Source organism: Paenibacillus zeirhizosphaerae (genome assembly GCF_030705605.1).
Lineage (GTDB): Bacteria > Bacillota > Bacilli > Paenibacillales > Paenibacillaceae > Paenibacillus > Paenibacillus zeirhizosphaerae.
The window spans coordinates 195,256-213,373 of record NZ_JAPCKK010000018.1 but is presented as its reverse complement, the minus strand read 5'-3'; the positions used below and the strand labels follow the sequence as shown (position 1 = coordinate 213,373).

The window sequence follows — 18,118 nt, the reverse complement described above, 5'->3', positions numbered from 1 at the left end:
CCATGCATGATGGAACGCCGTATGATGGGAAACTATCACGTACGGTGTGAAACGGGGGAAAAGTGCTCCTACTGGTCATACAGAGGATGACTCTTACCTATCGTTATTACAGCTTGCCAGCAGCTCCGTATGTTGTTCCAGCCGGATTCAATATTGCGGAGTATGGCAGAACCAACAAGCTGACGGATCACTCACCGATTTTCCTGAAGGATGGTTACATCGTGGTGAACTTCAACATAGAAACCTATCAGGACGGATCGGATACGCCACATCTGAGGTATTACAGACTGCCAGGGGATAAAACGCCGCTGGATAACCAATGGAAGCTGGAAGGGTACAGCAATGCAGTCCAGGATAAGTATGGCCATGAATTTGCAGCTCCAGACGGAGATGTTATCTATTACCATGCGGACTTGTCCAGCTATGATGACTTCAGGTCTTCGGTTACCCATTAAGCAGCGGGATAATGAATCCCAGATTCGGCTGTGGAAGACCGAATTACAGAAGCTTATGGGCCAAAACGGGCTGGCAATTTCGGTCCGCCAATTTTCGCTCGGAAGCAACAAATGAAACAAATGGAACACAAACTTTTTTTCGTATATTATTGCAGTTACTTAGGGAGGGAAATATCATGAAAATTGATCCTTTGCTGCTGGATTTTCCGGAGCAATTTGAGACTGAAAGGCTGTTGGTCCGTGCGCCGCAATGGGGAGACGGTGTGCCGCTGAATGAGGCTATTGTGAAAAGCTTGGAAGAACTCCGTCCATTTATGCCGTTTGCCCGTGTGACTCCCGCGCCCGAGGAAACGGAGAAGGTCGTCCGCCGCGGCAGGATTCGCTTTCTGGAGCGCACGGATATGATGATGGTGATGTGTGATAAGCGGAGCGGTGGGGTGCTTGGCGCATGTGGCCTGCATCGGATCGACTGGAGTGCCCGCAGGTTTGAAATCGGCTACTGGATTAGAACATCTCGTTCCGGGGAAGGTCTGGTAACGGAAGCGGTGCTCGGTATGACGGATTTTGCTATCCGGCATTTGCAAGCCAATCGTCTGGAGATCCGCTGTGATGATCGCAATATCCGCAGCGCTGCTGTGGCGAAACGGGCGGGTTTCACACTCGAAGGGGTTCTGCGCAACTGGGAGCGTGAGGAGGATGGCACGCTTGTGAATCAGATGGTGTTTGCCAAGGTGCGGGGTGTGGATTTCATATAGTATAGTTTAGGAACAAAAAATGATGGAGTCCAATTAATTTTCTATTAACATATGTAATTTATACTGATTTCGGTATAACGACGATCTATACACTAGACAAAGGGTGGCTAATTCCATGGGAATTCATACATATTTTCGCTCATTGAACGATCTGGAACGGATTATCCGCTGCCCAGGGAAATTTAAATTTGAGGAACACAGCGTGGCCGCTCACTCCTGGAAGGTTGTACAGTATGCCAAGACGTTGGCGGATATTGAAGAAAAGCACGGTGTAACTGTAGACTGGAAGAAGCTGTACGAAATTACGAGCAGCCATGATTATGGCGAAATTTTCATCGGAGATATCAAAACACCGGTCAAGCACTACTCTCTGGAGCTTCGTTCCATGCTGCAAAAGGTTGAAGAAGGTATGGTGGAGCATTTTATCGAAGGGAACATCCCGGAGGAGTTCAAGCCCATTTTCCGCAGACAGCTGCGTGAAGGTAAGGATCAATCTGTAGAGGGCTTGATTTTGGAGGTTGCGGACAAGCTGGACCAGGTATATGAAGCCTTTGCCGAGCTGCAGAGGGGCAATAGTGAAAAGGAATTTGTGGTTATGTACCGCAATGCGCTCGTTAAAATCAAGAACATCCGGCTGCACTGTGTAGATTATTTCCTGCAAAACATTTTGCCAGATATCGTGAATGATGGAATGAGCTCCACGATTGATATTAAAAGCATTACGGAGGAAGCGCTGGCTCTGTAATTAAAGCGAAAGGAATGCCGCTGACGCCCACGTTGTATCTGAGAAACCTGTAAATGACGCTGATTTGTAGACGACCTTGATAAAATTTTAGAGCTTCAGCAGTTTCAAAGGTACGGACAAAGAAACGGCAGCGCTGAAAACGGTGGGCCGTCTTTTTTGCGCTGCCGCAGCTCTTGGAATTATGCTTTGGTCAGGTTGATATGGTCAAGATCTGTCTTGGAATTGAAAATAAAGTCCAGCTTGTAATCACTTCTAAGGTAAGTTACTTTAATCTGCGTTTTGCCGCCGCTACGGATGGTGGTGCTGTGTGTTGGCTTGGACCACTGCTGCCACAGCATGCTGATCGTGATGCCACCGATATTGGTTTGCCGTTCTACGTTTGTGCCAAAATAGCGTATTTCATTAAGCACACCGGATTTATACGCAAAGGAGTGGCCAGGACTTCCCATACTGGCGGTATACCCTTCAAAATTTCCCGATTTTAGATCAGGCTGCCCAAACCTTTGGATCACATCGGCATGTTTGCTTTTGCCAACCGTAAAACCGCTGACTGCCCCTGGAAAGTGTCCCTTCAAAGCTGGTTTATAAAAAGAATTTAGTGTGTCAATGGCCATTTGCTTTTGCTCTGCGCTCACGTTGGTGGAGCCGGATGCGGCTGCAGCGGCGGTAGAAGCGGGCATGAGCGGATTGGAGGCGGGTACTGCTGTACAGAAAACCGCTGCCCCAATGATGCCCATGGCAATTATCATTTTTGCGGCATTCTTCGTTTTAAATTTCAATCTCATGATATGTAGCTCCTCTCAAACAAAAAAGAAATTGTTGATAATCTGTCTGTCATTTAACCAATATACAGGATATTAAACGACAAAAAGTAACAGAGGATCTTAAAGTTTTGTAACGGACGGTATGCGGCGAAGAACTTTTAATGGGGGCTGACGATGAACTAGACCCATTATCTGACGATGAGGTCATTCTCCAAGGTTTATTATCCGTCTTGTTGAAAAATTAGGTATAGAATATGATTGAAAGAAGGTCGGGGGATCATAAGTGCTTTACCGGAGCACTGGACCAATGATGAGCATATGAAGGGCGATGTCCTGTTCCTGTGGTCCGCAATGTGAACACGACCCGGAAAATTTACATGCTGATGCTGGCCGCAGAGCAGGAAGAGAGCGAAGAGTAAGTGAAATATGTACAAGCTGGAGGATAGAGCAATGAACAAGACTGTTGAGGCTTTTCTGAATGATGTCTGGGAGGAAGTCACCGCGATTTATGCCAGGGAAAGCAAAAGAATCCTTGAGTTGAAGAAGCAAAGCAGACTGCAGGCAGGCATTAACGATTACCTTCAGGTGGCGTGGAGAAAAGGAAAATTCAACTGGGCTCAAGGCAGTATCCATATCGATGTTTACCAACCATTCTCCTGGAGCGACAGCTCGTACAAAATCGAAGCGGGTGCCTACATAGAGGAGCTAACAGATGAACTTCTTACCCAGGAATTTTCCCCGGCTTTGTGCCGTCGTATGGACACCCTGTTTCAATCAGATGAGCTGGGTCCCCGCTTTTTTGATTACCGGTTTGATATCGTGTTTGTATTCGAGCGGGAGCAATCCGAATTAAGCCTTAGCCATCATCTGTTGAATGAAACAAAGCTTGTGCAGCTTGAAAAGGCACTGGGGCGTTTTATTCAAACGAAGATTATGTCCGATCCTCCTGTGCTGCCCAGTGAAAATGACATGTTTTTCTTCGCCCGCCATTTAATAAATCCAGACCTTATGAAGCAGGAGCAGGCAGAGGTTGAGCCGCTGATCCGGCGTCTTTCGGACAAGCTACACAGCAACCGTAAACGTCTGGACGAGTGGACAGGCTGCTATACCTCGGCTTTGAAGGATTGGGCGCAGGAGCATTTTCTGAATCAGCATTTTGTTCGTTCTGATGATTACTCGACAAATTGGATATTGAGAGTAGAATCCGAACGCCAGGCTCCAGACCCTGGGGAAATGGACTTCTTTCTCTTTGCAGCTCTGGAGATCGGCGGAAAGGAGCCGCATACGAGGCAGAGGTATCTGGAGCTCGCTGTCCAGCTTGATTCCGGCAAAGCGGCAGACTACTTGAAGACAGGAAGCGGGAAATTCGAGAGTGTATATAAGGGGAAGCGCATGGAAGGCAGAAATAACGATGTGACGCAGACCATCGATATTCGCATTCTCTCCGAAGAGCAGCAGGCTTACGAGGAAGCGCTAGACTATCTGATCGGCCTTTTACGAGCTGGATTTCCCAAAGGCTACAAGCTGAAGCTGCAAAGTGGACAAAAGCATTTTCTGCCGCTGAAAAAGCTGGCCAAGTCGAAGCTGCATCAGTTTTTTGGCAACGCATTGCAATATCCGCTCTTGTTCCCCAAGCTTGCCGAATATGCTGAAACGGCGATGGAGGAATTTTCCTGGTACGAGGATGTTGAGCCTGGCGAAAAATCGGTGATGCCCGGCACCTACGCTGTTTTTGGTCTCGGTCTGTGCAGTGAGTCCTATTTTCCGTTGGTATGCCGCTATATGAAACTAGTGGATACAGAGCATCAGATGGTGCAGGACAGCTATGCGGAAGCGTTTGTTGAGGCTCATGGTGTCAAGGCAGAGCATATGCCTGTACTAGTGGCTATTTTGCTGGGCGGCAATGAGGAGGCGAGGCTGGTTAAAAATATAACCATCGATCGTCCTGAGCTTGCACATGCGCTTGTGCGGGAGCTGGAAAATAAAAAGGATTATGAACAGCAGTTGGTGCTGTGCCGGATTTTCGGCAGTGCTCAAAAGCTCGCCAAAGCTGCCAAAAAAGCAGAGCAGCCTCTAAAAGGAGGGCTTGAACAGCTTTTGCGGATTTGGGAGTAAAATAAGTCCTTACATAATGACGTATTAAGAGGAGGAACACGGTAAAATTCAAACAGCGCGAACCGATATAAATTCGGTCCGCGCTGGAGTGTTAACCTTTTTTTCACCTGTTATAGTGTAGAGATATCAATAACGAAGCGATAACGTACATCGCTGCGCAGTATGCGCTCAAATGCATCGCCTACCTGGTCTGCATGGATAACCTCGATTTTAGGGACGACTCTGTGCTCTGCTGCAAAATCAAGCATTTCCTGTGTTTCCTGAATTCCGCCAACGAGTGAGCCTGCAAGACTGCGGCGACCCAGGAGCAAGGAAAACACGCTATATTTACTCTGTTCGGCCGGTGCGCCTATATTTACAAGGGTTCCATCTACGCGAAGCAGGGATAAATACGCATCCATGTCAAGGTTGGCAGACACCGTGTTCAAGATGAGGTCAAAACGGCCAGCCAATTCAGTGAATGTTCCAGGATCGCTGGTGGAAAAGTAATGATCCGCACCAAAGCTCAAAGCTTCCTCTTGCTTATTTGCAGAACGGCTCAAGACCGTTACCTCAGCGCCCATAGCGTGGGCAAATTGGATCGCTACATGGCCAAGCCCGCCCATTCCGACAATAGCTACTTTTTTACCCGGACCAGCGTTCCAATGCTTCAATGGAGAGTAGGTCGTGATACCTGCGCATAGAAGAGGGCTTGCCTCATCCAGCTCCAGTGCATCCGGAATACGGATTACGAACCCTTCCTTAACAACGATTTTTTGACTGTATCCGCCGTAGGTTGGATTGCCATCGTAATCTAATGAACTGTAGGTCTGTACCGCGCCCTTTGTACAATACTGTTCCTCACCCTTGAGGCAATATTCACATTCTCCGCAAGAGTCAACGAAGCAGCCAACGCCAACACGGTCGCCGATAGCAAATTTGGTAACCTCTGATCCCACCGCTTCAACGATTCCGGCAATTTCGTGCCCTGGAACCATGGGAAAAATACCGCCGCCCCATTCATCATAGGCGTTGTTAATATCAGTGTGGCAAATACCGCTGAACTTTATATCAATCAGGATATCGTCCGGCCGTAATTCCCTGCGCTCAATAGTTGTTTTTTCAAAGGGTGCTTTTGCACTTGGAACACTTAGAACATGAGTTTTGCACATATTTGTTTGTACTCCTTTTCTTTTTCTTATTCAACCCACTGGATCACATCGGCCACTGCTCTTCTCGTCTTAGGACGCGGCGTTTTGACACGGTATCCAAACGCAGCCATCACGCTGATTCCGTACTGATCGTTGGCCAAAATCAATACGACATGGCTGGCGGTAGGCATTTGGCCTTGTGCGCCCCAGCTCACGGTCCGCAGCTTCTCCCGCAAGTCCGGATTTTGGACGACAACAAACTTCCAGGGCTCAAGTCCAACCGAGCTCGGAGAAAGCCGGGCCGTTTCCAGAATAACATTAAAATCCTCAGCGGAAATTTTCTTTGTCGGATCAAATTCCTTGGTGGCATGTCTAAATTCAAATGCTGCCAATAGATCTTCTTTTTTTTATGTCTTGTTTCATGGACTCCAGCCCCTTCAAATGTGAATCAGCTATCGGAATGTCTTAGCCGTGGTAGTAATCATAGTTCAATCTAAATTTCCCCACAAGAACGCACATTGTTGTTTGATAGTATAAGAAGTGTAACTATCATTTTCTATTTTATTCGACAGACAAGACTTCGCTTTGACCACAAAGAAAGAGGTGTAGAACAATAATTCAAATTCTGGCTAGAATTAATGAGCTAAGCAGAAAGCAGCGTTGGATCGGCTACACTTAGTTGGACCAAAAAATAAGGGCTTGTAGAATAAACCTATCCTGCTAAGAAGCGGATCTCTACAATGCCAAAACAACAACGGCGAACCTTCACCTCAGAATTAAAAAAGCACATGGTGCAACTCTATGAAAACGGGAAATCCAGAGCAGCGATTGTGGAGGAATACGACCTCACAGCTTCAGCCTTAGATCGCTGGATCAAGCAAGCTCAGACGTCAGGCTCCTTCAAGGAGAAGGACAATCGTTCTTCAGATGAAAACGAGCTGATCGCTTTGCGCAAAGAACTCCAGTGCCTGAGAATGGAGAATGATATTTTAAAGCAAGTCGCGCTGATCATGGGACGAAAGTAGCTATCATCCAGAACAATCGGGATACATACTCGGTATCAGCAATGTGTGACGTCCTGCAAATTTCAAGAAGTACCTTTTACTATGAAGCGAAAGAACAACCGAACGAAGACGAGCTTACGGAAGCCATTGTGACGGCGGACTCGTAATATCTTGACTTATAGAATGAGGAAAGGCAGCCACTAGCATTGGCTGTCTTTTCCTCTTCAAAGGGAATTTATGTTGATTAGATTTTGTCACACATTGAACTCGTCGATTGTCTTATTTAGTGACAAAAAAATAGGAGGTACTTAGTTATGACACAACGTATCAATTATATGCAGCAATCACCAGAGCTTTTCAAAAAAATGATGGAATTCAGCAATGCCGAGAAGGAAAGCGCAATTGAAGAGAAGATCCTCGATCTCATTCACATCAGGGCTTCACAAATGAATGGGTGCGGATTCTGTCTGGATATGCATGTCAAGCAGGCTAAAATTCATGGTGAGAGCGAGCTTCGCATCTATCATATTTCGATATGGCGGGAATCGACGCTGTTTGATCCACGTGAACGGGCTGCGTTAGAGTGGACCGAAATCCTGACCAAACTGCCTGAGCAAGGTGTGCCCGACGAATTGTATGACCGTGTTCGCGGGCAGTTGTCTGAAAAAGAAATCTCGGATCTTACCTTCTCGGTCATGGCCATCAATGCCTGGAATCGCATAAACGTCGCTTTCAAGAACGTACCGGGTTCGGCTGACGCGGCGTTTGGATTAACTAAAGCAGGGTTAAACTAACAGAACAACTATCCAAGGCAAGGCCTTATCGCCCTTATCGAGAAATACATCAGAAGGCCCTGTTACGGGCATTTTACTAGGAGGTTCAACAACAATGAAGATTGTAGTTATTGGCGGCAGCGGACTTATTGGGACAAAACTCGTGAACAACCTTCGTCAGCTTGGCCATGAGGCAGTGGCAGCATCGCTTATGTAGCTACCGAAGGGGAAACCGTTCGTTTGCCTTCCGCCCTTGTGCAGCCGATCGTTTCGGATGATGTTGCCGCCGCGCTGGCCGATTTCACACTTGGCTGTGAATGGCATTATCGAGGTGGCTGGTCCAGAACGGCTGCGTCTCGACGAACTCGTCCGTCAGTTCTTGAGCGCAACAAAGGACACACGTCAGGTGATTAAAGATGATAACGCGCTTTACTTCGGCGCAGAATTGAACGATCAATCTCTTGTCCCAGGTGATAACCCACGCATTACCTCGACGCGTTTCGAGGATTGGCTCAGCCGCTCTACGCCTCAGGGGTAAGAGGGGCTGTCCCAAAAGTGTTCGTATAGAACGGGAACGTCCCAAAATTGAAGCCAAAGGACCTCAAATCCCACTATTGAGTGGGGATGAGGTCCTTTTTAGCGGCCAAATCCAACTCTAGGTGGGGGTTGAAAAACATAAATTGACTATTGGGACAGTCCCACCTTGATTCTCGCTGCCACTGTTACACGGTTCTGGAGACATTCAATGATACTTCGGATAAACTTGATTCTTTTCAAATAAATTCTTAACCTGATCGGCCATAAATTGTGTGGAATGCGGCATTTGATGACGTACCCACCACTCCACAATGCCAATAAAAGCCGAGGCCATGAATTGGGCTTTTAACTCTTTATCGATAACGGGCTTATTGTCCGGTCTTTCCATTTTAGCCATAAGATTGACTGAGATAAGATTCAGGAATTGGTCCCGGAATAGAAAGACTCTTTGATTGGAAAACATTGCAGAGAAAAACGGGAAATTGTCACGAAAATAATCAAAAATCGGTTTGGGTTCATATACCATTCCTTGGCTAACCGTATTGGCCTCCCCTGTCTTGCACAACGAGATCAATTCGTTGATATGATCTTCAATACATTTGTCCAAAAGGTCGTATTTGTCACTGTAATGGAGATAAACGGTGCCGCGGTTAACATTGGCATGCTCCGCTATCTCGTTAATGGTGATTTGTTCAAAATCTTTTTCCAAAAAAAGCTCCAGAAACGACTTTGTTATGGATTGCTTGGTCCGGAGAATACGACGGTCGGTTTTAACAACGTTTTCCATTCCTCTCGTTACCTCCTTCAGATAATCAACAATTGTGAGTGTGTTGTTGTATATGAAACAATTACATATCAATCAACCATTGAGTAATCGGGGTTGCTGTCTATAATATTAATCAACGGCCGTTAAATATTCAACACATGTTTTATATCGAGTGGAAGTTTAACTTTGTCTAACCCATTTCAGGATCTCAAAGAAAATTTTAAGTAAAGGAGCATTTAACAATGGAAAATATACGAAATAAAGTGGTCATTATAACGGGAGCCTCCAGCGGAATAGGAGAAGCTACAGCGAAGTTGTTGGCCCAAAATGGCGCAAAGGTAGTATTAGCTGCCAGAAGAGAGGAACGTCTGCATGCGATTGTTAATGAAATTAAACAGGACGGCGGCGAGGCTGTTTCTGTAAAAGCGGACGTCGTTTCTGCTGAAGATATGCAGAACTTGGCCAAGTTTACCTTAAGTGTGCATGGCCGAATTGATGTATTGGTGAACAATGCAGGGGTCATGCCGAGTTCCAGGCTGAGTGAATTAAGAGTAGAAGAATGGGATCAAATGATCGATGTGAACATCAAAGGCGTTTTATACGGTATCGCAGCGGTATTACCAACCATGAGGGAGCAGCAGTCCGGTCAAATCATCAACCTATCTTCTACCTCAGGTTATCAAGTGTCCCCGACATCAGCCGTGTACGCGGCCACAAAGTTCGCAGTTAGAGCCATCTCGGAAGGACTGCGCCTGGAAGAGTCTTCGACTTCGCATATTAGATCTACCGTGATTGCTCCAGGTCTGACAAACACCGAACTTTTTGACAGCATTACCAGCCCGGAAGTGCAGACGATAGCCAATCAGCTAAGCGGCAAAGGGATTTCTCCTTACAGTATTGCTAGAGCTATCGCGTTTGCCATTAATGAACCCGATGATACCCTAATCAGCGAAATTATGGTTAGGCCGACCGCGTTGTCTTGAATATTAAGGGGAAGTCTGGCCCCGAGTAAAATAATGCAAAGAAAAGACTATGCCGAGTGTTATGCTTCTGCTTCGGCATAGTCTTTCATCATTTCGCACAGAGGTATACGCAAGAAACATTGAATACTGAAAATAGTTAAATTGCTTCAATTAAGAGGTAACTTTACTGTATTATAATTATACTTTCACAACATAACAGAAGAGGTGGGAAGCTCATGATTTACATCGCTTTACTGAGAGGAATCAATGTGGGCGGCAAGAACAAGGTGGATATGAAGCTGCTCAAGCAAACGTTTGAACAGGCGGGCATGAAGCATGTGACGACCTATATCAATTCGGGCAATATCATTTTCTCCAACGAAGGCATGAGCCACCGGGAGCTGTCGGACAAGCTGGAGCAGGCCATCGTTGCCGACTTTGGCCTTAATATCCGGGTGCTTATCCGTAATCTGCCGGAAATCAGGGATACCCTGAGTGTTCTGCCGGAGCACTGGACCAATGATGCGGACATGAAGAGCGATGTCTTGTTTCTGTGGGACGAAATTAACGACAGGTCGATCCTCGGCCAAATTCCGATCAAGCCGGAGATGGATACGGTGCTGTTTGCCTCCGGGGCCATTCTGTTTTCTGTCAGTAAAGCGAATGCCGCCAAAAGCGGCCTGATTAAATTGGTGGGCTCCAAGCTGTATCAGCATATGACGGTACGCAATGTGAACACGGCCCGGAAGATTTACATGCTGATGCAGGCCGCAGAGCAGGAAGAAGGGCTCGGCCGGATGTGAGTACATAAGAATTTTGGATTACGGTTCGGTTTATTTCACAACGAGAGTCAAAGAATTCATGAAATGAAAAATTTGAGCAGGCTGCAGGCAGGGATCATGGACTACCTTCAAGTTGAGTGGAGAAATCGCAAAATCCATATCGATGTTTATGAACCGCTCTCATGGAGCGACAGCTCGTATAAAATCGAAGCGGGTTCCTACATAGAAGAAATGACGGACGGGCTCCTGCTTCAGGAGTTTTTCCAGTCGAATGAGTTCGGTCCCCATTTTTTTGATTACCGGCTTGAAAAGGAAGTCGGATGGAAGGCAAACATAACGATGTGGCGCAGATGATCGACATCCGCATCCTCGCAGAAGGCGGATCAGATAATCCAGCGCTTCCTCGTTAGTTCAGTTGAACAAATTATCGAGGATGATTTAATAAAGATTGATGATTTTATTAAAAAGTATTTCACTTTGGTTTAAACTTTACATTACCCGAAGGAGAGTGCAGCTATGCCTGAAACCTGTATCCCTACTGGCGTGAAACTGAAAGACACCGGCTTTGGATATACGTTGTCCTTAATCGGCGGCCAATATAAAATGATCATTTTGTACTGGTTGTATGAAAATAAAGTGATGCGGTTTAATGAACTACAGCGGAGCATCGGCACCATTTCCTTTAAAACGCTAAGCATGATGCTAAAAGAAATGGAGGCAGACGGCCTGATCATACGCAGGGAATTTCCGCAGGTGCCTCCAAAGGTTGAATATTCATTGTCTGAACGCGGTCTTTCTCTCATACCAGTGTTGAACATGATGTGCGACTGGGGAGAGGAAAACATGCTGGTTACAGATTGTCGATAAAATTTAAATAAGTCTGTGCGCTTTTGTCCAATTTGCTGGCAGGCGTTTCACCTTCTGTACCATAAAACGCAAAAACCGAACGGTAATCCGCATTACAGTATCGGAAGGTGGTCTCAAAGGGAGATAGCAACTGTTCAAGTGTATAGCGGTACGGCCCCGATTCACTATAATTTTCTTTTTTTGCGCCGGCAGATACAGCTAAGGCTGTTTTGCGATTTTTTAGTTTATCGCCTCCATTCGAACCATAAGCCCAGCCATACGTAAAGACATCGTCAAGCCACTTTTTCAGGAGAGGCGGGCAGTTGAACCAGTAAACAGGGAACTGCAAAACAAGATTGCCATGTGATTCAATGAGCCGCTGTTCTTCTGCAACATCAATGTTTCCGTCAGGGTAGGCCTTATACAATTCGTGTACAGTATACTTATCCGGGTGTTTGTGGAGCTCTTCCACCCAGCGCTTGTTTATGACGGAAGTTTCCATACCGGGGTGGGTTACGACAACAAGAGTTTTCATCGATTTGTCCTCCTTGAATATGATGTATGTCATGAGTATAAAGAGAAGATGGAAATAATGTAAGTATGCACTTTTAGTTCAGCTACTTTCCTTAAGGTTAGTGTCGACCGAAAGGGATTGGCTCATAGGAGGTTGATCACTTCTGTTATGGCCTGATCGGTGAAGCGGAGCTGTCCGTTTTGCTGCATAATCCGTCCTTCTCGGACGCGCTGGTCCAGCCAGTCGGTAATCCAGCTTGGAGCATAGCCGCCCTGGCCGAATTCGCCGCCGAAGGCAATCATTTTCGGATAGATATCCAGATACTGCTGACGGCTGGTATCCGGGTACGATTTGGTATAGAGCCAAAACTGCACATCATACATCAGATACGACCGTTCATCCGCATGAAAGGAAAAATGGCCTTTTTCTTCGACGATGCGGGTACAAATATTGCGGATTTTTTGTTCAATCTGTTCTACTTCCGTGACTTGAGCGCACAGTTCCGCGAGCAAGGGGGAGAACTTCCCACGGGCTACTTTATGTAAGTCAGCTTCTTTGTCTTCCGCGGAGGTGTCGTACTCCTCTTCATTCACCAGTCCCTTGATGAACGCCTCGAAATTTTCGGCCAGGAAGGTAACCTCGTAATCATCCTCCTGGTCCACATGTATGACTTCCGGCTCGCCGTCCGGGCCGCATGCCCGGTAATCCAGCATCACCACGTCATGGCCTGCCGAAGGACAGTCACAGATCACCACCCCGATGTCGGGATAGCCCCATTCCTCAATCATAAAGCGGCTGCCAAGGTCGCCACAGAGCGAGTAGCTTTTCTCCCGCCCGATGCCCAGAATGCTTGTGATGGCAATATGATCTTCTGCCCAGGAGGTCGCTTCTTCTGTCGGAAAGCAGGTGTTTTTCGGAATTCCGCCATTCTGCTTTTTCATTAAAGCAATATACGAGGCGGGCAGCTTATACCCTAGCTCTTCTTCGACGGATACGATCAGTTCATCTGTGGGCGGCTCGGAGATATAGGACTTCCTGGCATACTCGCTGTCCTCCCAGAAATCCGAAAGTGACATTCCTGCAAAAGGAGCATAGTTCGCGGCCGAATCGTAAGAGTCTGATGCCGCTGCCCGTTTGGCCGCCAGCCACTGCTCCTGTCTGCGCTGCTTCTCCGCTTTTTGCCGACTCCATTTTAACAACAGCCCGGTATCCTCATCGCCAGGCTCAAGCGTGTCGGCAATGCCGAATGCCTGCGCGGCTTCTTCATACCTTTTCAAATAATAAAAAGCAAAGCCTACACGGTAGTACCATTTGGGATCGTTTTGTCCCTCATTGGAGATGCGAGCGAATTGTTCGAGCGCTTCCTCATACATGCCAAGATTGTTATAAGCTCTGGCCAATCGGCTGACCGCCTCATAATCCTGATCCTTTTCAGGAATCGCCAGCAGGGTGTTCACGATCTGCTGATGCTCGTCCTCCTCATGCCATTGCGTCAATTGCTCGATAAGTTTTTGGTCCATAGCTGCCCCCGTAAGTTTGGAATTCTCTCCATTGAGAGATGGATATCGTTACCCTGATTATACCAAACATAGGGGGAATAAACTGATAGAAGAATGACCGTGGACAGTCAGAATATTCAGAGCCGGCTCCAATTCAGATCAGCAGGGGGATGGGCTCAGATTCCGGGTCTTCGACCCCAAAGCCAAGCTCCAGGACAGAGATGTTTATGAAAGATCCACATACAAGGTATATCGTGCTTACGATCCTTGTATGTTTGTCCCTCCTGTCGGAGAATCCAAAATGAGCCATACATCATTGCAAATAATCAAGATTATCTAACCAGCCCTGGTTGATTCTGAGCATAAAAATACACCGTCCAAGTTCTCTAAGCTTGGGACGATGTAATTCACTCTGCTCATATGCCCTGTACTCTTCCTTCCACTCTTACTCTTCTCCCGTAGCCACCGGATTCTCCTCATAGCTAATCCAATCGCTCCAACTGCCTGCATACAGCTTAACGTTGTTAAACCCTGCCTGCTTTAACCCCAGCACGTTCGGACATGCCGAAACGCCGGAGCCGCAGTACACGATGATCTCGGCGTCCTTATCTAGCCCGCTGAAGTGCTGCTCAAGCTGCTCCTTGCTCTTCAAGCTGCCGTCCTCGTTCACTACTTCCTTCCAGAAGTAATTCACCGCGCCCGGTATATGGCCTGCTTTCTTGTCCAATGGCTCTTCCAGTCCGAGATAACGGCGGTGATCCCTGGAATCGATCAGGATGGGAGAGCCTGCCGGGAGTTTGTCGTCCGGTCCGGCTTGGCTGGACACCTTACGCACTTCCTCCATTTGCACCAGCATTTCCGGCTTTACTTGAGCTGTAAATGACGTAGGAACAACAACCGGCCGGTCCTGTGTCACCGGATAGTTGGCCTGCTTCCAGGCGGTGAAATCCTGCTCCAGCACATACACCTGCTTATGCCCGAGATAGGTGAGCATCCACCAGGCCCGGGCCGCATTCATGCCGTTGTTGTCATCATAAACGACAACCCGGCTGTCCCGGTTGATCCCGGCCTGCCCGAACGTGCGGCTCATCGTCTCCACATTCGGCAGCGGATGTCGTCCGCCATGCTCGGTTACAGGCGCGGACAGCTCTTTGTCCAGGTCCAGATAAACTGCGCGGGGAATGTGCTCGTCCAAATACTTTTGCTCTCCTGCTGCAGTATCGTTCAGCCAGAAGCGGCAGTCCACGATGACCAGGTCCGGTTCGTATAACCGGGCCAGCAACCATTTAATCGGTACCGTATGTAGCATCTTCTCATCTCCTTTATTAGCTTAAGCATACCAAGTGCAGGGGCATTGTAAAGTAGCTTTTTGCAAAATTTCGGGGATCTTCTCCCATCCCCTCAGAATTCCGGATAAAACAAAAGAGGCACCCTTTAAAGGGTGGCTTCAATGCTTTTGGGGACGCCTCTTTGGCTTGGAGCGGGCAGGAGCAGAAAGGCGCAACTACCCAGCTTCGCTCAGCTTGGCATCCGCGGCTGAACCAGCCGGCTTCTTAAAATCACTGCCGAAGCGGATAAATACCCATACGCCGACCAGAATGAGCGAACCGGCCAGCAGCTGCACGGCCGTCAACCGCTCGTCCAAGAGCATCCACGCCAATATAGAGGAAATAACCGGCTCACCGAGCACGGCCATGGATACGGCGGTCGCGTTGATATATTTAAGCAGCCAGTTGAACAAATAGTGGCCGAACAAGGTCGGTACGATGGCCAGCAGCAGGAACAGCCCCCATTCACGCCAGGCATAGCCGGTAAATGCAAATCCGTTGCCGAGGTTGTACAAGGCCATTGAACTGGCGGCGATGGCGAACACCCAGAAGTTGTATACATAAGCGCTTATGGAATCCCGCGAATGCTTGCCGATCAGCATATGGGCTGCGACGGCAATCGTTCCTAGAAGCGACAGGAAGTCCCCTAGCAGAGCGTTTCCGGAGGCGTTGAAATCCCCGGCCCCGATGGCGATTGAACCGATAACGGCCAGGGACATACCAGCAATCATCATGCGGTTGGCTCGTGTGCGGAAGAACCAGAAGGACCCGAGCATGACAAGAATCGGCTCAAGCGTTAGAATAACGGTAGAGCTGGCAACGGTGGTCAGACGCAGCGAATTCATCCAGAACAAAAAATGCAGTCCAAGCATGAGGCCCGAGCCTGTCAGCAGCAGCCACTGCCTGCCTGTCAGCCTGAATAGCTCATGCCGATATTTCCATGCCAGCGGGAGCATCAGCAGATTCGTCAGATAGAGCCGGTACATCGCAATGACGGATACTTCCGCCTCCGACCATCTAATGAAGATCGAGGAGAACGAAATGGTGATAATGCCGATGATGTAGAGAAGTTCAAGGGAGTAGGATGGTCTCTGATTTGTGTTCATCTTGCATCTCCATAGATTCAAATTTGAAAAAGGGTAAATAAGGTTATATCGGACAAAATATCATTATACCCGATCATCTATGGGTGTGAAATAAAATTTGCTTAATGACGTGAAAAAAGAGCTTTCCATTACAGCACAAGGCGGAAATCGCCAAGCAGTGGAACTTTTGCAGCCTATTGTCGTCTAAATAATGTGGAGGTGTTACTTTTGATGAAAAAAAGAATGATACATGCAGCAGCGCTTGCTTCCGTGATGTACCTCATCCTGTCCGCCTGTGGTGGTCAGCAGACTAGTGCCCCGGCCAATAATGCTCCAGCCGCCAGTACACCAGCTACGGCACCGACCGAACCGGCTGCCGAGACTCCGGCAACGCTTACCGGTACCGGAGTTTATAACGGCCAAGCCGATCCTCATACCGTGGAAATTGAAATGGATGGCAAACCGCTCGCGTTCCAGCTTGGCGAAGGGGTGGACGCGCAGATCGCTCCATTGAAGGAAGGGGATGCCGTTTCTTTTGAGTATACAGAAGAACCGATTGAAGGAGAGGCTGCTAAGCTGCTAACTCTTACCAAAATCAGCAAAACGGAAGACGAGGCTACGGGCGGCGGAAATGATACTGCACAAGGCGACGCACGCCCTGCAACCGCAACGTTTGAGGTGAATCTGGAAGGCACACCGGAGGAGCGCACGGCAGAGCTGGCGCAGGGAGAAGGCTATTCACTATATGTTTTCGACAGCATGTCCTTATTCCCGGACCAGAACCGGGTTGCTTTGGCGGTAGATGATAACTACTATGCGGAGATTACGAAGCTGCCAGCCGATTTCAATTTGGATACGCTGGAGAAAGAAGGTATGGAAGAGCTGGCTGCGACTGGTGAAGTGGAGAAGGTCGGGGATACAGACATTCCTGCAGACCTGGAAGGTGCTAAACTATTCCTTACCGCTACAGGCAACGGGGTAATACAGAAGTACATCGTGCTGGAGAAGGCGGGCCAGGGATTTGCAGTTAAAATTAACGTTCCGCAAGGAGGCGCGCTCGAAGGCTTTATGGGCCATATTTACATTACGTTGAATACTCTTCAGTAAAGATCTATGAAGCGGTGGAACCGCCGTCCATATAGGGCTCCGCAATGATATGACCTAGAAGCTGTCAATTGCGGGGCCCTGTCTTTTATGCTATAAAGGATTATAGTGTATGCTTGTCTCCACAAGGAAAGCGTATGACTGCGATGAAGGAGTGGTTGAACCGACATGTCTATTGAAATGAACACTCAAGACGTAATCAATCTGATCAAGAACAGCAAGAAAAAGACACCTGTAAAAGTATATGTTAAAGGTGAACTGGCTTCCGTGAATTTCGGCGAGAACGTTCAATCCTTTATTTCCGGAGGCGCAGGCGTCGTATTCGGCGACTGGGCTGATATCAAGGCTGTCCTCGACAGCAACAATGCCAAAGAAGAAGACTATGTGGTAGAGAGCGACCGCCGTAATTCGGCAGTTCCGATGCTGGACCTGAAGGGCATCAACGCACGCATCGAGCCGGGCGCGATCATTCGCGACATGGTGGGTATCGGCAACAATGCCGTCATTATGATGGGCGCGGTCATCAACATCGGCGTAGAGATTGGTGACGGCACCATGATCGACATGGGCGCCGTGCTTGGCGGACGTGTAAAAGTGGGCAAAATGTGCCACGTTGGCGCAGGCGCTGTGCTTGCAGGCGTGATTGAGCCGCCTTCCGCCCAGCCGGTTGTGCTGGAGGACGACGTTCTGGTCGGTGCGAACGCGGTTGTGCTTGAAGGTGTGCGTATCGGTGAAGGCTCCGTCGTTGCCGCAGGCGCTGTAGTTACGGAAGATGTTCCTCCGTTCTCTGTTGTGGCGGGAACACCTGCGAAGGTCATTAAGCAGGTCGATGACAAGACAAGATCCAAAACAGAAATTTTGCAGGAACTGCGCACCCTCTAATTACTGGATACGTGGAAGGCAAACCTCGGACAAGGCTCGGCGGACGCGCCGGGCCTTTTAAGTTAAATTCCG

General features: G+C 48.1%; 20 protein-coding genes and 2 pseudogenes. 14 read left to right on the top strand and 8 right to left on the bottom strand.

The window, feature by feature from the left end:
• The first annotated feature begins 86 nt into the window (after positions 1-86).
• The 3 genes from OIN60_RS16155 (at position 87) to OIN60_RS16145 (ending at position 1,955) form a co-directional block, all read left to right on the top strand.
• Positions 87-455, top strand: a complete 369-nt coding sequence (locus OIN60_RS16155) for a hypothetical protein (RefSeq protein WP_305755904.1) — start codon at positions 87-89, stop codon at positions 453-455.
• Positions 456-631: 176 nt separating this feature from the next.
• Positions 632-1,210, top strand: a complete 579-nt coding sequence (locus tag OIN60_RS16150; protein ID WP_305755903.1) for a GNAT family N-acetyltransferase — start codon at positions 632-634, stop codon at positions 1,208-1,210.
• A 115-nt stretch (positions 1,211-1,325) separates the two neighbouring features.
• Positions 1,326-1,955 (top strand): YfbR-like 5'-deoxynucleotidase, encoded by a 630-nt coding sequence (locus OIN60_RS16145; protein ID WP_305755902.1) that lies wholly within the window; start codon positions 1,326-1,328, stop codon positions 1,953-1,955.
• A gap of 179 nt (positions 1,956-2,134) precedes the next feature.
• Here OIN60_RS16145 and OIN60_RS16140 read toward each other — a convergent pair whose 3' ends face one another.
• On the bottom strand, positions 2,135-2,740 hold the full coding sequence (locus OIN60_RS16140) for a YjgB family protein (RefSeq protein ID WP_305755901.1): 606 nt from the start codon (positions 2,738-2,740) through the stop codon (positions 2,135-2,137).
• A 429-nt stretch (positions 2,741-3,169) separates the two neighbouring features.
• Here OIN60_RS16140 and OIN60_RS16135 point away from each other — a divergent pair, with 429 nt between their 5' ends.
• Positions 3,170-4,834 carry a DUF6138 family protein gene (locus tag OIN60_RS16135; RefSeq protein ID WP_305755900.1) on the top strand — a complete coding sequence of 555 codons (1,665 nt, stop codon included), beginning with the start codon at positions 3,170-3,172 and terminating at the stop codon, positions 4,832-4,834.
• Positions 4,835-4,944: 110 nt separating this feature from the next.
• Here the strand turns inward: OIN60_RS16135 and OIN60_RS16130 are convergent, their stop codons facing one another.
• Both OIN60_RS16130 and OIN60_RS16125 read right to left on the bottom strand, forming a co-directional pair.
• Positions 4,945-5,985: an NAD(P)-dependent alcohol dehydrogenase gene (locus OIN60_RS16130; RefSeq protein ID WP_305755899.1), complete on the bottom strand. Its 1,041-nt coding sequence runs from the start codon at positions 5,983-5,985 to the stop codon at positions 4,945-4,947.
• A 26-nt stretch (positions 5,986-6,011) separates the two neighbouring features.
• Positions 6,012-6,356, bottom strand: coding sequence for an NAD(P)H-dependent oxidoreductase (locus tag OIN60_RS16125; RefSeq protein WP_305755898.1), 345 nt, complete (start codon positions 6,354-6,356; stop codon positions 6,012-6,014).
• Positions 6,357-6,704: 348 nt separating this feature from the next.
• Here OIN60_RS16125 and OIN60_RS16120 point away from each other — a divergent pair.
• From OIN60_RS16120 to OIN60_RS16105, 4 genes and pseudogenes are all read left to right on the top strand, one after another.
• Positions 6,705-7,120 (top strand): annotated as a pseudogene (locus OIN60_RS16120) (transposase); the annotation flags it as partial.
• Between the two features lie 162 nt (positions 7,121-7,282).
• Entirely contained in the window at positions 7,283-7,762 is a 480-nt protein-coding gene (locus OIN60_RS16115; RefSeq protein ID WP_305755897.1) for a carboxymuconolactone decarboxylase family protein, read from the top strand.
• Positions 7,763-7,856: 94 nt separating this feature from the next.
• Positions 7,857-7,958, top strand: coding sequence for an NAD-dependent epimerase/dehydratase family protein (locus OIN60_RS16110; RefSeq protein ID WP_305755896.1), 102 nt, complete (start codon positions 7,857-7,859; stop codon positions 7,956-7,958).
• A 57-nt stretch (positions 7,959-8,015) separates the two neighbouring features.
• Positions 8,016-8,279: a hypothetical protein gene (locus OIN60_RS16105; protein WP_305755895.1), complete on the top strand. Its 264-nt coding sequence runs from the start codon at positions 8,016-8,018 to the stop codon at positions 8,277-8,279.
• Between the two features lie 204 nt (positions 8,280-8,483).
• Here the strand turns inward: OIN60_RS16105 and OIN60_RS16100 are convergent, their stop codons facing one another.
• Positions 8,484-9,065, bottom strand: a complete 582-nt coding sequence (locus OIN60_RS16100) for a TetR/AcrR family transcriptional regulator (RefSeq protein ID WP_305755894.1) — start codon at positions 9,063-9,065, stop codon at positions 8,484-8,486.
• A 221-nt stretch (positions 9,066-9,286) separates the two neighbouring features.
• Between OIN60_RS16100 and OIN60_RS16095 the strand changes: the two genes are divergently transcribed.
• From OIN60_RS16095 to OIN60_RS16080, 4 genes and pseudogenes are all read left to right on the top strand, one after another.
• Complete coding sequence (locus OIN60_RS16095; protein ID WP_305755893.1) at positions 9,287-10,027, top strand: SDR family oxidoreductase; 741 nt, start codon at positions 9,287-9,289, stop codon at positions 10,025-10,027.
• A gap of 215 nt (positions 10,028-10,242) precedes the next feature.
• Positions 10,243-10,809, top strand: coding sequence for a DUF1697 domain-containing protein (locus tag OIN60_RS16090; RefSeq protein ID WP_305755892.1), 567 nt, complete (start codon positions 10,243-10,245; stop codon positions 10,807-10,809).
• 42 nt (positions 10,810-10,851) lie between these two features.
• A pseudogene (locus OIN60_RS16085) lies at positions 10,852-11,142 on the top strand (DUF6138 family protein); the annotation flags it as partial.
• 162 nt (positions 11,143-11,304) lie between these two features.
• The gene (locus OIN60_RS16080; RefSeq protein ID WP_305755891.1) at positions 11,305-11,655 is read left to right on the top strand and encodes a winged helix-turn-helix transcriptional regulator; all 351 of its coding nucleotides are present in this window, start codon (positions 11,305-11,307) and stop codon (positions 11,653-11,655) included.
• Here the strand turns inward: OIN60_RS16080 and OIN60_RS16075 are convergent.
• From OIN60_RS16075 to OIN60_RS16060, 4 genes are all read right to left on the bottom strand, one after another.
• On the bottom strand, positions 11,639-12,169 hold the full coding sequence (locus OIN60_RS16075) for an NAD(P)H-dependent oxidoreductase (protein ID WP_305755890.1): 531 nt from the start codon (positions 12,167-12,169) through the stop codon (positions 11,639-11,641). The genes OIN60_RS16080 and OIN60_RS16075 overlap by 17 nt on opposite strands.
• A gap of 122 nt (positions 12,170-12,291) precedes the next feature.
• Entirely contained in the window at positions 12,292-13,668 is a 1,377-nt protein-coding gene (locus OIN60_RS16070; protein ID WP_305755889.1) for an SMI1/KNR4 family protein, read from the bottom strand.
• Between the two features lie 424 nt (positions 13,669-14,092).
• Positions 14,093-14,956: a sulfurtransferase gene (locus OIN60_RS16065; protein ID WP_305755888.1), complete on the bottom strand. Its 864-nt coding sequence runs from the start codon at positions 14,954-14,956 to the stop codon at positions 14,093-14,095.
• A gap of 195 nt (positions 14,957-15,151) precedes the next feature.
• Positions 15,152-16,081 (bottom strand): DMT family transporter, encoded by a 930-nt coding sequence (locus OIN60_RS16060; RefSeq protein WP_305755887.1) that lies wholly within the window; start codon positions 16,079-16,081, stop codon positions 15,152-15,154.
• 210 nt (positions 16,082-16,291) lie between these two features.
• On the opposite strand from OIN60_RS16060, the gene OIN60_RS16055 reads away from it, so the two are divergent.
• Positions 16,292-17,167, top strand: coding sequence for a DUF8580 domain-containing lipoprotein (locus OIN60_RS16055; RefSeq protein WP_305755919.1), 876 nt, complete (start codon positions 16,292-16,294; stop codon positions 17,165-17,167).
• A gap of 165 nt (positions 17,168-17,332) precedes the next feature.
• Positions 17,333-18,046: a 2,3,4,5-tetrahydropyridine-2,6-dicarboxylate N-acetyltransferase gene (gene dapD / locus OIN60_RS16050; protein WP_305755886.1), complete on the top strand. Its 714-nt coding sequence runs from the start codon at positions 17,333-17,335 to the stop codon at positions 18,044-18,046.
• The last annotated feature ends 72 nt before the right edge of the window (positions 18,047-18,118 follow it).

What these genes read in the sequence shown, in the direction of transcription:
- OIN60_RS16060 (WP_305755887.1), bottom strand. Translation starts at nt 16,081, where the DNA reads ATGAACACAAATCAGAGACCATCCTACTCCCTTGAACTTCTCTACATC.
- OIN60_RS16100 (WP_305755894.1), bottom strand. Translation starts at nt 9,065, where the DNA reads ATGGAAAACGTTGTTAAAACCGACCGTCGTATTCTCCGGACCAAGCAA.
- OIN60_RS16105 (WP_305755895.1), top strand. Translation starts at nt 8,016, where the DNA reads ATGATGTTGCCGCCGCGCTGGCCGATTTCACACTTGGCTGTGAATGGC.
- OIN60_RS16075 (WP_305755890.1), bottom strand. Translation starts at nt 12,169, where the DNA reads ATGAAAACTCTTGTTGTCGTAACCCACCCCGGTATGGAAACTTCCGTC.
- OIN60_RS16135 (WP_305755900.1), top strand. Translation starts at nt 3,170, where the DNA reads ATGAACAAGACTGTTGAGGCTTTTCTGAATGATGTCTGGGAGGAAGTC.
- OIN60_RS16095 (WP_305755893.1), top strand. Translation starts at nt 9,287, where the DNA reads ATGGAAAATATACGAAATAAAGTGGTCATTATAACGGGAGCCTCCAGC.
- OIN60_RS16115 (WP_305755897.1), top strand. Translation starts at nt 7,283, where the DNA reads ATGACACAACGTATCAATTATATGCAGCAATCACCAGAGCTTTTCAAA.
- OIN60_RS16065 (WP_305755888.1), bottom strand. Translation starts at nt 14,956, where the DNA reads ATGCTACATACGGTACCGATTAAATGGTTGCTGGCCCGGTTATACGAA.
- OIN60_RS16130 (WP_305755899.1), bottom strand. Translation starts at nt 5,985, where the DNA reads ATGTGCAAAACTCATGTTCTAAGTGTTCCAAGTGCAAAAGCACCCTTT.
- OIN60_RS16150 (WP_305755903.1), top strand. Translation starts at nt 632, where the DNA reads ATGAAAATTGATCCTTTGCTGCTGGATTTTCCGGAGCAATTTGAGACT.
- OIN60_RS16055 (WP_305755919.1), top strand. Translation starts at nt 16,292, where the DNA reads ATGAAAAAAAGAATGATACATGCAGCAGCGCTTGCTTCCGTGATGTAC.
- OIN60_RS16140 (WP_305755901.1), bottom strand. Translation starts at nt 2,740, where the DNA reads ATGAGATTGAAATTTAAAACGAAGAATGCCGCAAAAATGATAATTGCC.
- OIN60_RS16145 (WP_305755902.1), top strand. Translation starts at nt 1,326, where the DNA reads ATGGGAATTCATACATATTTTCGCTCATTGAACGATCTGGAACGGATT.
- OIN60_RS16080 (WP_305755891.1), top strand. Translation starts at nt 11,305, where the DNA reads ATGCCTGAAACCTGTATCCCTACTGGCGTGAAACTGAAAGACACCGGC.
- OIN60_RS16090 (WP_305755892.1), top strand. Translation starts at nt 10,243, where the DNA reads ATGATTTACATCGCTTTACTGAGAGGAATCAATGTGGGCGGCAAGAAC.
- dapD (WP_305755886.1), top strand. Translation starts at nt 17,333, where the DNA reads ATGTCTATTGAAATGAACACTCAAGACGTAATCAATCTGATCAAGAAC.
- OIN60_RS16155 (WP_305755904.1), top strand. Translation starts at nt 87, where the DNA reads ATGACTCTTACCTATCGTTATTACAGCTTGCCAGCAGCTCCGTATGTT.
- OIN60_RS16070 (WP_305755889.1), bottom strand. Translation starts at nt 13,668, where the DNA reads ATGGACCAAAAACTTATCGAGCAATTGACGCAATGGCATGAGGAGGAC.
- OIN60_RS16110 (WP_305755896.1), top strand. Translation starts at nt 7,857, where the DNA reads ATGAAGATTGTAGTTATTGGCGGCAGCGGACTTATTGGGACAAAACTC.